Here is a 14,903-nt window from a genome sequence, read left to right on the forward strand (position 1 = left end):
ATACCCTTACGATATGGAGAATTGCTAATGAAATGGCTGGAAGAATCAATCATGGTCAAACGTGGTGTGGGTGCCGGACGTAAACCAGTAACCCACCATCTGACGGAAGAGATGCAAAAAGAGTTCCACTACACCATCGGCCCTTACTCAACCCCGGTGCTGACCATTGAACCCGGAGACCGCGTTATTGTAGACACTCGCGATGCGTTCGAAGGAGCTATCAATTCAGAACAAGATATTCCGAGCCAACTGCTAAAAATGCCGTTTCTCAATCCACAGAATGGCCCCATCATGATTAATGGTGCAGAGAAAGGAGATGTGATTGCGGTTTATATCGAATCCATGCTGCCGCGAGGTGTTAATCCGCACGGTATCTGCGCCATGATCCCCCATTTTGGTGGGCTGACCGGAACAGACTTGACCGCCATGCTAAATGATCCACTGCCAGAAAAAGTACGCATGATTAAGCTCGATAGCGAAAAAGTCTATTGGAGCGAGCGCCATACTCTGCCTTACAAACCCCATATTGGCACGCTGAGTGTCTCGCCAGAAATTGACTCAATCAATTCACTGACACCGGATAATCATGGCGGGAATATGGATGTGCCGGATATCGGGCCGGGAAGTATTACCTATCTGCCGGTACGCGCCCCTGGTGGACGCCTGTTTATTGGTGATGCCCACGCCTGCCAAGGGGATGGGGAAATCTGTGGTACTGCGGTGGAGTTTGCTTCGATAACCACTATCAAGGTGGATTTGATTAAGAACTGGCAGCTCTCTTGGCCACGAATGGAAAACGCAGAAACCATCATGAGCATCGGCAGCGCACGCCCATTAGAGGATGCCACCCGCATTGCTTACCGTGACCTGATTTACTGGCTGGTGGCCGATTTTGGCTTCGAGCAATGGGATGCTTACATGCTACTGAGCCAATGCGGCAAAGTGCGATTGGGTAATATGGTTGACCCGAAATACACCGTCGGCGCCATGCTGAATAAAGAACTGTTAGCGCAATAATCCTTGCCCCCGGTGCAGACCGGGGTATTTTTCGCGTTCGCTCAATCGCCATTTCTAACGGGCATAAGCAGGTGCATATGAGTTCAGATACACCCATCAATATTGGCTTACTGTACTCCTTCAGTGGCGTGACTGCGGCACAAGAACTGTCGCAATGGCGCGGGGCGACACAAGCCATTGCTGAAATTAACCAACATGGTGGCGTCAACGGTAGGTTACTGAATGCTATCCATTTTGATCCACAATCTGACGACACTCTGTTTCGTGCACTGGCAGAGCAATTGATTGTAGAACATGAAGTCAATGTGATTTTTGGTGGCTACACCTCAAGTAGCCGCAAAGCCATGTCACCGATAGTAGAAAAATATCGACGATTGCTGTTCTATTCACAACTGTATGAAGGTTTTGAGTTTTCGGAGAACATTTTCTATGGGGGGGCTGCCCCCAACCAAAACTGCGTGCAGTTGGCCGACTATCTCACTGGTCAGTTTGGTGCGCGGGTATATCTCATTGGTTCTCGCTACATTTATCCATACGAATGTAATCGCAATATGCAGGAGCTGATTCTGCAACGCCACGATGGCGCAGTGATTGGCGAGCGCTATCTTGACCTGAATGCACCTTATGAAGCTTTCCTCCCCATCATTGAGGAGATCGCGAAAAAGCAGCCAGACTTTATTTTCAGTACCGTGGTCGGGCAAACCGTGCCCTTTTTATATCAAGCTTATCGAGCTGCAGGCTTAGATCCCGCCCGTATGCCGATTGGCAGCCTGAATACATCAGAAACTGAAATTGCCATTATGGGAGCAGAAGTGGCGCAGGGCCATTTCAGTTCAGCGCCCTATTTCCAAAGCATTGCCAGCAAAACGAATCAGTCGGCACTCAAGCAATTCCACCAACAATTTGGGTCGGAATTCACCACGGATATGAATTGGGAGGCCACTTACAGCCAAGTGCATTTGTTTGCTAAAGCCATGGCTGAATGCGGCAGTGACCACATTTATCCACTGTCCGCTGCCCTGCGTGGCAGCCAGTTTGATGCGCCACAAGGCCGTATTCGTATCGACCCACTGAATCAGCATACCGGGTTATATCCACGCATAGGTATGGCCAATGAACGGGGGCAATTTACCATCGTGCAGGAGTCACGCCGTATCGTCGAACCCGACCCTTACATGACGAATCAGATACAGGGTGATTGGGTTACCAAACTCACGACAGTGGGGTATCCACATGCGACCTAGCGATAGCCGAATCAGTGCGACGGCACTGTTACTCAGCCGGGGGATCCGCTGCGTAGTGCTACACCCCGATGATGAAGACGGTGAAACCCTCACGAATCATTTACGCCGCATGGGCTTTAAAGTTCAGGCTTTCTGGCCGATCCCCGAACAACTGCCCGCAGATACTGACCTGATTTTCTATGCATTACAGTCAGATAACCCCGAGCCAGATGTGTCTTGGCTCGACCACCATAAGCATGCCCTGATAGCCGTGATTGCTTATGAGAACCCGACATTTATTGATCAGGCCCTCAACATGGGGGCCGGTAGCACTATCACCACACCCATTAGAGCCTCCGGTTTGCTATCAGCCATGGTGCTTGCTTTGCATCATGCCCAACAGCAGCGGCAGATGAGCGCCCAAATTGAGCGGCTGGAAAAAAAAGTCCTGGGTATCCGCCAGGTCAGTGAAGCCAAAGCCATTCTAATGCGGATGCACAATATTGGCGAAGAGCAGGCCTATGAGATCTTGCGCCACCAGGCCATGGATAAACGCATTACCGTCGAAGAAATTTCATGTGCATTGATTCAAGCCAATGACATTTTTTCTTGGACAACGCCAACAGTGGCCAATAGCCGGAAAAGCTGAATTTTGATTGCCCAGAACGCGTCGAGCATAACATTCATTATTTGTGAGGATAATCATGTCAATAGCCCCCTATCTTGCCGCCGCAGTCCAGTTTGAACCCTTGATGTTTGCCAAAGAAGCCAATGTGCGTCAGTTATTGACCTTAGTTGAGCAGGCCGCACAAAAAGGAGCGCGCCTGATTACAACACCAGAAATGGCCACAACGGGTTACTGCTGGTTTGACCGGCAAGAAATCGCGCCTATGGTAGAAACGGTCCCCGGTGACAGTACTGCACGTTTTGCTGAACTGGCGCAACGGTATCAATGTTATATCGTGTTGGGGATGCCAGAAGTCGACCCGCAAACGGCTCTCTATTACAACAGTGCCGTATTAATCGGGCCACAGGGTGTGATTGGCTGCCATCGTAAAAGTCATCCTTATATCTCGGAACCCAAATGGGCTGCTGCTGGTGATGTTGGACACCAGGTTTTTGATACCCCACTGGGGCGTATTGGCATGCTGGTTTGTATGGATATTCACTTCCCCGAAACTGCTCGCTTACTGGCGCTGAATGGCGTAGATGTCATTTGTCACATCAGCAACTGGCTGGCCGAGCGTACGCCCGCCCCTTACTGGATCAGCCGGGCAATGGAAAATGGCTGTTACCTCTTGGAAAGTAACCGCTGGGGGCTAGAGCGAGGAGTCCAATTTAGTGGCGGCAGTTGCATTATTGAACCTGATGGCAACATTGCTGCCGTCGTCGATGACGGGAATGGCGTGGCCTATGCCGAGATTGATATCAGTCGTAGCCGACAACGTCAGGTGCTGGGGGAGCCAGTATTTGGGCAACGCCGACCTGATTATTATCATTCACTCTTGAGCGACAGTTTTTTATGGAATCCCCAAGATTTCTTTGGGCTTTACGGGCAACAACCATTACCGCTGGGCAAGCAGAGCCGTGTGACTGTCGCGCAATTCTCCTCCACTGAGCGAGTGGAAGAGAATCTGGCAATCATAACGACCATGACAGAAGAAGCCGTTCTTCAGCAGGGTAGTGAATTTATCGTGTTCCCTGAATTAGCCCTGACCGGTTATCTCGCGGGTGCGACTCATGCCCAAACACTGGAAAGCCCTGCCATACAGGCATTAACCCGTCTGGCCATAAAACTACGGGTGTATCTGGTGGTAGGCATGGCTGAGAAACAGCAGGATAAAAACTATCACACTCAAGTTCTGTTTGGTCCAGAGGGTATCATTGGCCGCTATCGGCAAATACATCTCTCCCAAGCACAACAGCGGTGGGCCAGCGCAGGGGAGCAATGGGGAGTGTTTGATACGGCACTGGGCCGAGTGGGTCTACTGTCCGGTCATGATGCTTTGCTGCCAGAATCAGCACGCATTCTGGCACTGATGGGATGCGATATTATTGCCTGTTCTGCTGCGCTTCCTATGGGGTTTACTGCGGCACATCAGGGCAGTGCTGTTATGCAAAATTACCCCATTCCTACAGGAGCCGACCCGCTTCATTGGCACCTATTCAGAACCCGTGCGGGGGAAAATAATCTGTATCTGGCCTTTGCCAATGCTGTCGATAGCACTCATGAGCTGGGTGGATACAGCGGCATATTCGGGCCAGAAACCTTCACCTTCCCACGACAAGAGCAGTTGCTATGGCAAGACACACAAACAGTGACGCAAACCATTGATACCCGCTCTCTGATAGGCAGCCCTTATCCCACGAATGTGGTTCGCCGTAAAGATCTGGTCACCATGCGCCAACCTCATCACTACAAACCACTCCTGAATTAACCTCCATCATCTGATAACTCCCGGCCAAATAGGGCTGGGGTTATCTATAGCACGGCACTTCTGCACATATGTGCAAAACCAACCATATCGCGCAAAATAAAAATGTGATCGAAATCCAAAATCTGTCCAGAATAAAGTGGGCTGACACAAAAATCCTTTTTCTATTTATTTAATAAAAATCAAATCATTAAAGATTTGTGCACATTTGTGCGATATCTGAAGTTAATTACAACGAGGAGATTAGATGATTATTGCAATATAACGATAGGATTCATTATTTCGTACTTTTGACTTAAAAAATAGAAAGTGATTATATCAAGTCATAGATAACTTAGTGATATTTGCACAAATGTGCAAGAGGTTGAAATGGAAAAGAACGATGACCTACGCCTGATGGTGAAAATTGCACAAATGTATTACGAGCAAAATTTCACACAAGCAGAAATAGCGCGGGCGCTGGGAATTTACCGTACCAGTATCAGCCGAATGCTAAAAAAAGTACGTGAGCAAGGTATTGTCACTATTTCAATCAACTACAACTACAACGAGAATTTGTTGCTGGAACAACAGTTGAAGTCGCGCTTTAAATTACGCGAAGCAATTGTGGTCTCGTCAGAACAAGACTCATCGCCTGGACATCAATTGATATTAATGGCTAAACAATGCGGCGCGCTGCTTAATCGAATTATTGAGAATGGCGATATTCTGGGCTTCTCTTGGGGCAGTGCTATTGCCGCACTGGTTGAGCAAATGGACACGTCTGCGGTATCGCGTCAACTGACCTGCATCCCCATGGTGGGTGGCCCATCTGGAAAATTAGAAAGCCGCTTTCATGTCAATACACTGGTCTACAGTGCAGCCATGAAATTAAAAGGTGAGTCGCTGCTGATCGATTTTCCGGCCATTCTGGAAGAGAGCGTCATCCGTGATGGTATCGTACAATCTCAGCATTATCAGGCCATTGCAGACTATTGGCAGCGGTTGGACATTGCCATTTTCGGTATTGGTTCACCGAATATTTCGGGCAATTCTACCTGGCGAGCTTTTTACGGCAGTGATGTGATTGACCACTTTAATGACCGACAAGTGGCTGGCGACATCTGCTCACGCTTTTATGATTTGCAGGGCAATCCGGTTGAAACCTATATCTCGGATAAAACTATTACGATTCAACTAGACAAAATAAAAAAGGCTCGCTATTCCATTGGTATTGCTCACTCCCACGAAAAAATCAGCGGGATCATTGGGGCCATCAAAGGAAAATATATTAATAGTTTGGTAACAACAAAAGAAACCGCCGAGGAGATACTTAAAATAACGGCATAAATCCTACGTCAAGATCGATGAATAGATAAAATATGGGAGAAATTATTTTAATAAAAAAACAATTTCCCCCTGATATTAAATGAAAGTTTACATATTCACATTTTTCAATGTGTGGCTGAGTATTATCCAAATTTAAATAGACAGGGAATATGGTAACTGGAGGCAAAATGGTTAATGTTATTTTTTGTGCTCACGGTGATTTGGCCGTTTCAATGCTGAACTCCGTTAATATGGTGTATGGCGAAACACAAAATATTACCCCGTTATTATTTAACCGGGGTGAGAATGCCGAGAATCTGGTGGAGAAAATGCAAAATGTCATGGCAAAAAGTAAAAATGACACTTGGCTAATTGCCGTAGATTTACAAGGTGGTAGTCCTTATAACGCCGCAGCACGCTTGGCGTTCGGTGACAATCATATTCAGGTCATCAGCGGGTTATCACTACCACTGGCACTGGAAATTGCCGATAACCAACAAACCATGACGGTGGATGAACTCGCGGACCATTTACTCGACATTGGCACGCAGTGCGTACAGTCATTCCGTCATCAACAGTGCAGTGAAGAAGAGGCCGACTTTATATGAAAATCAATCTGGCAAGAATTGACGACCGGCTGATTCATGGTCAGGTCACCACGGTATGGGCAAAAGAGGCGAAAGCCGGGCGTATTATTATCTGTAGCGACGAAGTCTATAACGATGAAATTCGCAAAACATTATTAAAACAAGCCGCACCGCCGGGAATTAAAGTGAATGTTGTTAATATCGAGAAGGCGGTGGCTGTTTATCACAACCCTAATTATGCCAATGACACCGTGTTTTATTTATTTACCAACCCTACTGATGTTTTACGACTGGTAGAGCAAGGCGTAAAAATCAATGTTATTAATATTGGCGGCATGGCATTTAAACAAGGAAAAACACAATTAACCAAAGCAGTTTCGGTTGATCAGAATGATATTAATGCTTTTTATGCATTAGGTGAACGTGGCGTTCATTTAGATTTACGGGTGGTCACTTCCGATCCACAAGTGGATGTGATTAAAAAATTACGCGAGCTGGAATCTAAATAACGATACCTAACTTGATAAATAAATAAATAATAACCCAAGCTTTATTAAACATTTAAATCCGATTACTTAATCTGGACAAAAAGCCGTTTTTATCTCGAATAACTCGAGAGGCTCTCTATTGTCCAAAGGGGTCCACCATGGAAATAAGTTTAGTACAGATAATCTTGATATTTATTTTCGCCTGTATTGCCGGTATTGGCAGTGTGCTAGATGAGTTCCAAACTCATCGGCCGTTAATTGCCTGTACCATCACCGGCCTCATTCTTGGTGATATGACCACTGGCGTTATTCTTGGCGGTACGCTGGAGTTAATCGCTTTGGGCTGGATGAACGTGGGAGCGGCACAATCCCCCGACTCCGCACTCGCCAGTATTATTTCGACTATTCTGGTCATTGTCGGCCATCAAAATATTGCGACAGGGATTGCCATTGCCCTCCCCGTCGCGGCTGCGGGTCAAGTACTGACCGTCTTTGCCCGCACTATCACCGTCGTTTTCCAACATGCAGCAGATAAGTACGCAGAAAAAGCCAATTTTGCCATGATCGATTTAATGCATGTCTCGGCATTACTGGTCCAGGCCTTGCGTGTCGCCATACCGGTATTGATTGTCTCCATTTTTGTCAGCGCCGATACCGTCAGCCATATGCTCAGTGCCATTCCTACCGTTGTCACCCATGGGTTGCAAATTGCCGGTGGATTTATCGTGGTGGTGGGTTACGCCATGGTGCTCAACATGATGGGCGTGAAGTACCTGATGCCTTTCTTCTTCCTCGGTTTTATTGTCGGGGGCTACCTCGGTTTCAGCCTGCTCGCCTTCGGCGGCATCGGCCTGATTATTGCTCTGCTGTATATCCAGTTAAACCCACTTTATCAGAAACCAGCGGCCCCTGTTGTGCAGGCCAGCCAAGCCAAACTCGATGAATTAGAAGATTAGGAGACGCCGATATGACCACATTAAACAAACAATTAACCCGGTCTGATCTGTTTAAAATGTTTTTACGCAGTAACTTACAGCAGGCTTCTTTTAACTATGAACGCATCCACGGTCTGGGCTTCTGTTATGACATGGTGCCCGCAATCAAGCGCTTATATCCGCTGAAAGAAGATCAAATTGCCGCCTTAAAACGTCACCTCGTGTTCTTCAATACTACCCCGGCGGTTTGCGGCCCTGTCATCGGTGTTACAGCCGCAATGGAAGAGGCTCGCGCTAATGGCGCGGATATCGATGAAGGCGCGATCAATAGTCTGAAAGTTGGGTTGATGGGGCCATTGGCTGGGGTCGGTGACCCACTGATTTGGGGAACTCTGCGCCCAATCACCGCCGCCTTGGGTGCATCACTCGCACTGAATGGCAATGTGCTGGGGCCAATTCTGTTCTTCCTGTCATTTAACTCCGTCCGTCTGGCACTGAAATGGTTTGGCCTGCAATACGGCTTCGTCAAGGGGATCAATATCGTCAAAGATCTCGGCGGCAACTTACTGCAAAAACTGACTGAGGGTGCCTCAATTCTGGGCTTGTTTATCATGGGGGTTTTGGTCACCAAGTGGACCAGCATCAACGTGCCGCTAGTGATATCGAAAACACCGGGCCACGACGGCGCAACAGTGACCATGACGGTGCAAAACATACTTGATCAACTTTGCCCCGGTCTGCTGGCTCTCGCACTGACTCTGTTAATGATGCGTTTACTCAAACGAAAAATTAATCCTATTTGGCTCATCTTCTCCCTGTTTGGCCTCGGAATTGTAGGCGCCTGGCTTGGCATTCTGGCTTGATTAATGCCCGGGGATTTTTATTCGACCTGCTGTTTTTATATTTATCAAAAATTGAGGTGGTTCCACATGAAAACAAAAGCACTACGTTTATATGGCAAAAATGATCTTCGCCTAGAAAGTTTTACCTTACCGGAAATCGGCGACGATGAAATACTGGCCACCGTCGTCACTGACAGTATTTGCCTCTCTTCGTGGAAAGAAGCCAATCTAGGTGCCGACCATAAAAAGGTACCCGATAACGTAGCGGAAAATCCGATTATTATTGGTCATGAATTTTGCGGTGATATTCTGCAAGTCGGTAAGAAATGGCAGCACAAATTCAAACCCGGTAGCCGTTATGTCATTCAGGCTAATTTGCAATTACCTGACCGCCCTGACTGCCCTGGATATTCCTTCCCTTATGTCGGGGGAGAAGCGACCCACGTCGTTATCCCTAATGAAGTGATGGAGCAAGATTGTCTGCTGCCTTATCAAGGCGAAAGCTATTTCGAAGGGTCGCTGGTCGAACCGCTGTCTTGTGTTATCGGCGCGTTTAATGCCAACTACCATCTGGTTCCCGGCACTTATCAGCATAAAATGGGGATTAAACCCAGTGGTAAGGTGTTAATTCTTGGTGGCACTGGCCCGATGGGATTATTGGCCATTGATTACGCTCTGCACGGCCCCATTAATCCGGCCTTATTAGTCATAACCGACCGTCACCAGCAAAAACTGGATTATGCTGCACGCCTTTATCCGAGCGAGCCACAAACTCAAGTACATTATCTCAATACCCAACAAACTGACGATCAATTCGAACGTTTATTGGCACTGACCGAGGGTAAAGGTTATGACGATATCTTTGTTTTCGTACCTTCAGCAGAATTAGTGACCCTAGCTTCCAGCTTACTAGCGCCGGATGGCTGCTTTAATTTCTTTGCTGGACCGCAGGATAAGAATTTTATGGCATCGGTTAATTTCTACGATATCCATTATTCCTTTACCCATTATGTCGGTACTTCTGGAGGGAATACTGATGACATGCGAGAAGCGGTGAAGTTAATTGAAGAAAAGAAAGTCAATGCCGGGAAAGTGGTTTCCCATATTTTGGGACTCAATGATGCGGCGGAAACCACATTGAACTTACCGAAAATCATTGGAGGTAAAAAGTTGGTTTATACCGGAAAAAATATACCGCTGACATCATTAAGTGAACTAATGAGCCAGCCACAAGATTTGCCGTTATTACAGGAACTGCAAACCATTTTGCATAAAACTGACGGGCTATGGTCGAAAGAAGCTGAAGATTTTGTTTTAGCCCACGCTCAAGAGATTTAACGATTCACAACACAAATAACTCGATGGCCCTCGCCAGCGAAGATGCCCATCTCGCTGGCGATTTTATGACTAAGTCCCCATAAGGTATTCATCGCTGTTGGTATCGCACAAAAATTCACAAGTCTGTGTGAAAGGTTATTTTCATCAGACTTAAGCATTTATTATTATTTTCAATGTGTTAAATAAAATTCCTCTTTTTTCCCCGTTATAAAGTTTGTGATATCAGTCATCTCAATGTTAAGCACAAAACCTAACAATAGTGTCAATTAAATACGCTTTTGCAGGAGTGGTTGAGATGTCTATCCAACTTGGCGTGATTGCCGATGATTTTACCGGTGCTACCGATATCGCCAGTTTCATGTCTGATAATGGCTGGAAAGTGATACAAATTATCGGCGAGCCATCAAACGACATGGCATGCCCGACAGATGTTGATGCGGTAGTTATCTCATTGAAAAGTCGTTCTATTCCGGCTGAAATGGCGGTAAAACAGTCGCTAGCCTGCTTACAGTGGTTAAAAGAAACAGCGCAAGCACGGCAGATTTATTTTAAATATTGCTCCACATTCGACTCCACGCCAGAGGGGAATATCGGCCAAGTCAGTGATGCACTCATGTCAGCCTGTGGTGTACAACAAATCGTGCATTGCCCTGCTCTGCCACAGAATTTGCGCACGGTTATTCATGCTCATCTGTTTGTGAATGGTCGGCTACTGAATCAATCTGGAATGGAAAACCATCCGATTAACCCAATGCACGAGGCTGATTTATGCCGCGTACTGGCACCACAGGTCACAGGCCATGTCGGTTCACTTAATCTGGCGGTCATCCAACAAGGGGGGCCGGCGATCACTCAGCAACTCACCGCGCTGGCTCAACAGGGAGTGAATCATGTTATCGCTGACACACTGACTGCCTGCGATTTAGATTCTTTGGCTCACGCATTAGCAGGCCAGCCTCTACTTGCTGGTGGTTCGGGGCTGGCAGGTGCATTGGCAAAATATTTCCCTTCACAAACTACCGCCGCTGCACACACCCTGACCTTCCCTACGCAGAAAAAAGCGGTGGTACTTTCCGGCAGTTGCTCTGTCATGACCAACCGTCAGGTCGCACATTACCGCCAACATGCCGCACATTTGTCGCTGGACGTTGAACGTTGCATTTCGGCGGACTCGGCATACATCCAGCAGATTGCCGATTGGGTTGAACAACATCTTGCTGATCGTTTCGCACCCTTGGTTTCTGCCACTCAACCTCCCGCTGAAATCTCGGCGATTCAACAACACTATGGCGAGCAGCGTGCCAGTCTGGCCGTTGAGGAGACCTTTGCGCAGCTTACTCGTCAGTTGCTGGTGCGTGGTGTCAATATTTTCATCGTGGCAGGCGGCGAAACGTCTGGCACCGTCGTAAAACAGCTCGATGTGAAAACATTAGAGATTGGTAAATCAATTGCACCCGGAGTGCCATGGGTGCGAGATGCACAACATGGGCTGATGATGGCGCTTAAATCCGGCAACTTTGGTAATGAAGACTTTTTCCGTCTGGCGCAGGAGTATTTCGCATGAACACGATGCCACTATCTGAACAACAACTGCGTGATGATTTGGTGAACTATGGCCGCTCACTGTTTCAGCGCGGATTGAGCAGCGGCGGATCGGGCAATATCAGTGCGAAGTTACCTGACGGCGGCTTTTTGGTAACCCCGACTAACTCTTGCCTTGGCGAACTTAACAGCCAGACATTAAGCAAATTGGATGCCGAAGGCCACTATCTCAGCGGTGATAAACCGTCGAAAGAGGTGCCTATGCACTTGGCGATGTATCGTGTGCGGCCACATTGTGGCGCGGTGGTGCACCTTCATTCACCTTATCTGACGGCACTGTCCTGCTTGACGGATATTGACCAGACGAATTGTTTGCCATCAATTACTCCATACTATGTTATGCGCATCGGTCAGCTTCCGTTGCTGCCTTATATGAAACCGGGCGATCCGGCTATCGCGACCGCATTGGCAGAATCTGCGCTGAACCATAACGCCGCGCTATTGGCCAATCACGGCCCGGTAGTCAGCGGCTCCACCCTGCGCGAAGCGGTCTTTAATGCCGAAGAACTTGAAGATACGGCCCGGCTGTATTTTCTATTGAAACCCTATGCCTACACTCAATTGAGCGCATCAGATATTGATGAACTACGTCAGGTGTATCGCAACAAAATTGGATAAACGCCATGATCCCTGAACAGCGTCGTGATTTTATCTATCGCTATGTACATGAACAGAATGTCGTGTCTTTTAAAGATCTCGCCGACATCATGAATGTATCGCATATGACCGTGCGCAGAGATATTCAGATGCTGGAAGCCGAAGGCAAGGTGGTGGCAATTAATGGCGGCGTCAAGCTGAACAACATGCTGAAACTTGAGTTGGCCTACAGCGAAAAAGCGTCGCTCAATCATGGGCTAAAACAGAATATCGGTGCGCTGGCCGCAATGCTTATCGAGCCGGGGCAGACGCTGTATTTGGATGCCGGCACAACACTGTTTGAGGTGGCAAAAGCCATCGCTGCCAGCAACTGTTTTAATCTGACGGTCGTGACCAATGACTTCACCATCAGTAGCTATTTAATGGATATGCCGCACATCACGTTATATCACACGGGAGGACTGGTCGATCGCCGTAACCGCTCATGTCTGGGCAACAGCGCGGCTAATTTCTTTAATGCTATCAACATTGATGTTGCGTTTCTCAGCAGCAGTTCATGGGAATTGGAGCGAGGAATGTCGACACCAAGCGAAGGTAAAGCGATGGTCAAGGCAGCGGTTATGCGCGCATCCCGGCGCACCATATTGGTATCCGATAGCAGTAAATATGGTAAGTACGGCATGTTCCATATCTGCAACCTACAACAGTTGAGTGACATCATTTCTGATGTGCATCTACCGTCTGAGGCACAGCAACAGATTGGCGAACTCGGGGTGAAGTTACATCTGGTTAACGAAGAGGTGAGAAAATCATGCTCAAATTCGCAGCCAACCTGAGCTGGCTATTTAACGAAGTCCCACTGATTGAACGGTTCGGTCAAGCCGCTGCCGCTGGGTTTCAGGGTATAGAGTGCCTATTCCCCTACCATGAGCCGATTGATAGCTTAATCAGCGCGCAACAAAACAGTGGGCTGCCGGTGGTCTTGATCAACGCCCCTCCGGGATATTGGGAGCAAGGTGAACGGGGGTTAGCCTCACTGCCGGAGCGAGAGGACGAGTTCAGACAAAGCCTACAGCAGGCGCGAGAATATGCTCTGGCATTAGGGTGTCAACAGATACACATAATGGCAGGAAATAGAAATAACGCTATATCCAAAGAACAACAATACGAAATTTTAATAAAAAGACTGTGTTATGCAGCAGATTATTTATTAGCGGACAACATCAGGGTCCTCATCGAACCATTAAATAGTGAAGATATGCCTGATTATTTTATTTCAACATTTACACTGGCAGAACAGTTAATTAAAGACTGTCACAAAGAAAATATCTTTCTTCAATTTGATATTTATCACTGTCAGAAAATCCAAGGGAATATTACACGTACTTTGCAGCACTATTGGCCATTAATTTCACATTTACAAATCGCTTCGGTGCCTAATAGACATGAACCCGACGGCGGTGAAATAAATTACCCATGGTTGTTTAATTATCTGGCGTCACATGGTTATTCAGGGTGGATTGGTTGTGAATATCAACCAAAGACTACCACGTCAGAAGGATTAGATTGGTTTACTCATTATAAAACAATTAATTAATAACCTACACCCAAAGTATCTCTGTATGGCGGGTCATATTTAGGAATTAAATTATGTCTAATCACGTTATTATTTCGCTAGCACCAGTAGCAGCAGACTCGACCCGAGTAGAACCCGCTGAGGTGGCACAGGATATTTTAGCTTGTGCTGAGGCCGGTGCTGCGGTCGTTCATCTTCATGTTCGCGACAAGCTGGGCAAACTCACCCCAGATGTCACTGACTTTGCCGCCACCATCGCACCGGTTCTCAGCCAGACCGAGATGATAGTTCAAGCCTCTACCGGTGGTGTCTCTACAATGAACATTGAGCAACGTTGCGCCCCACTACAGTGTAAAGGGGTTGGCATGGCCTCGCTCAACGTCGGATCGGTGAATCTAGGTGACCATGTTTATCTCAATCCAACACCCGACGTAGAGTATTGCTCACGCTTAATTGTTGAAAAGAATATTATCCCTGAATTTGAAGTCTTTGAAATAGGGATGATTAATAACATTCTTCTCCTTCAGGAAAAAATAAAATTCAAACAACCTCTCCTCTTTAATATTGTATTAGGACATAGAGGATCAACACCCGCAACCATCGATGCTTTAATCGCTATGCGACAATTTATTCCCCGCAATGCACTGTGGGCAATTACCCATTTTGGCCGTCGCGACTTTTCCTTAATTGCCGCAGCAGTCGGCATGGGGGCATCAGAAGTCAGAATTGGTTTTGAAGACAGTCGATATATTAATGCCACTGATACCGTGGAATCTAATCTGCCACTGGTGAAAAAGTTGGCCAACATTATCACTAGCATGGATAAACAGGTCGCTACACCTGAGCAAGCCAGGAAAATGCTCAATATCGATATTAATAATCGTTAATTTAATTATCTGTTTACCCAGCGATACCCAAAATAATTCGAGTTTCAGGAAGGTAGCAAGTGAGATAG

Annotated in this window: 15 protein-coding genes; all 15 read left to right on the forward strand. The window is 47.1% G+C overall.

Annotation, left to right across the window (positions count from 1 at the left end; genetic code table 11):
* The first annotated feature begins 27 nt into the window (after positions 1-27).
* Positions 28-1,017 carry an acetamidase/formamidase family protein gene (locus tag ACIOG0_RS17270; RefSeq protein WP_050100233.1) on the forward strand — a complete coding sequence of 330 codons (990 nt, stop codon included), beginning with the start codon at positions 28-30 and terminating at the stop codon, positions 1,015-1,017.
* A 77-nt stretch (positions 1,018-1,094) separates the two neighbouring features.
* Positions 1,095-2,261 carry a transporter substrate-binding domain-containing protein gene (locus ACIOG0_RS17275; protein ID WP_128451254.1) on the forward strand — a complete coding sequence of 389 codons (1,167 nt, stop codon included), beginning with the start codon at positions 1,095-1,097 and terminating at the stop codon, positions 2,259-2,261.
* Positions 2,251-2,889 carry an ANTAR domain-containing response regulator gene (locus ACIOG0_RS17280; protein WP_050100236.1) on the forward strand — a complete coding sequence of 213 codons (639 nt, stop codon included), beginning with the start codon at positions 2,251-2,253 and terminating at the stop codon, positions 2,887-2,889. The genes ACIOG0_RS17275 and ACIOG0_RS17280 overlap by 11 nt, the downstream gene beginning before the upstream one ends.
* 55 nt (positions 2,890-2,944) lie before the next feature.
* A complete protein-coding gene (locus ACIOG0_RS17285; protein ID WP_128451255.1) occupies positions 2,945-4,678 on the forward strand; it encodes a nitrilase-related carbon-nitrogen hydrolase in 1,734 nt (577 codons plus the stop codon).
* A gap of 366 nt (positions 4,679-5,044) precedes the next feature.
* Entirely contained in the window at positions 5,045-6,004 is a 960-nt protein-coding gene (locus tag ACIOG0_RS17290) for a sugar-binding transcriptional regulator (RefSeq protein ID WP_050140553.1), read from the forward strand.
* Between the two features lie 167 nt (positions 6,005-6,171).
* On the forward strand, positions 6,172-6,591 hold the full coding sequence (locus tag ACIOG0_RS17295) for a mannose/fructose/sorbose PTS transporter subunit IIA (protein WP_050140551.1): 420 nt from the start codon (positions 6,172-6,174) through the stop codon (positions 6,589-6,591).
* A complete protein-coding gene (locus tag ACIOG0_RS17300; protein ID WP_050140550.1) occupies positions 6,588-7,079 on the forward strand; it encodes a mannose/fructose/sorbose PTS transporter subunit IIB in 492 nt (163 codons plus the stop codon). The genes ACIOG0_RS17295 and ACIOG0_RS17300 overlap by 4 nt, the downstream gene beginning before the upstream one ends.
* A 137-nt stretch (positions 7,080-7,216) precedes the next feature.
* Positions 7,217-8,014 carry a PTS mannose/fructose/sorbose transporter subunit IIC gene (locus tag ACIOG0_RS17305; RefSeq protein WP_050100245.1) on the forward strand — a complete coding sequence of 266 codons (798 nt, stop codon included), beginning with the start codon at positions 7,217-7,219 and terminating at the stop codon, positions 8,012-8,014.
* A gap of 11 nt (positions 8,015-8,025) precedes the next feature.
* Entirely contained in the window at positions 8,026-8,856 is an 831-nt protein-coding gene (locus tag ACIOG0_RS17310; RefSeq protein ID WP_050100246.1) for a PTS system mannose/fructose/sorbose family transporter subunit IID, read from the forward strand.
* A gap of 66 nt (positions 8,857-8,922) precedes the next feature.
* The gene (locus tag ACIOG0_RS17315; protein WP_050100248.1) at positions 8,923-10,173 is read left to right on the forward strand and encodes a zinc-binding dehydrogenase; all 1,251 of its coding nucleotides are present in this window, start codon (positions 8,923-8,925) and stop codon (positions 10,171-10,173) included.
* A 295-nt stretch (positions 10,174-10,468) separates the two neighbouring features.
* Entirely contained in the window at positions 10,469-11,737 is a 1,269-nt protein-coding gene (gene otnK / locus ACIOG0_RS17320; RefSeq protein ID WP_050140544.1) for a 3-oxo-tetronate kinase, read from the forward strand.
* A gap of 5 nt (positions 11,738-11,742) precedes the next feature.
* Positions 11,743-12,393 (forward strand): aldolase, encoded by a 651-nt coding sequence (locus ACIOG0_RS17325; protein WP_404705056.1) that lies wholly within the window; start codon positions 11,743-11,745, stop codon positions 12,391-12,393.
* A 5-nt stretch (positions 12,394-12,398) separates the two neighbouring features.
* Positions 12,399-13,208, forward strand: a complete 810-nt coding sequence (locus ACIOG0_RS17330) for a DeoR/GlpR family DNA-binding transcription regulator (protein WP_050100253.1) — start codon at positions 12,399-12,401, stop codon at positions 13,206-13,208.
* Positions 13,184-13,969 carry a 2-oxo-tetronate isomerase gene (otnI, locus tag ACIOG0_RS17335; protein ID WP_050295855.1) on the forward strand — a complete coding sequence of 262 codons (786 nt, stop codon included), beginning with the start codon at positions 13,184-13,186 and terminating at the stop codon, positions 13,967-13,969. The genes ACIOG0_RS17330 and otnI overlap by 25 nt, the downstream gene beginning before the upstream one ends.
* Before the next feature lie 53 nt (positions 13,970-14,022).
* Positions 14,023-14,835, forward strand: a complete 813-nt coding sequence (locus ACIOG0_RS17340) for a 3-keto-5-aminohexanoate cleavage protein (protein ID WP_050100256.1) — start codon at positions 14,023-14,025, stop codon at positions 14,833-14,835.
* Positions 14,836-14,903: the final 68 nt, after the last annotated feature.

Origin of the sequence: Yersinia vastinensis, from assembly GCF_044905075.1 — a bacterium.
GTDB classification, from domain to species: domain Bacteria; phylum Pseudomonadota; class Gammaproteobacteria; order Enterobacterales; family Enterobacteriaceae; genus Yersinia; species Yersinia vastinensis.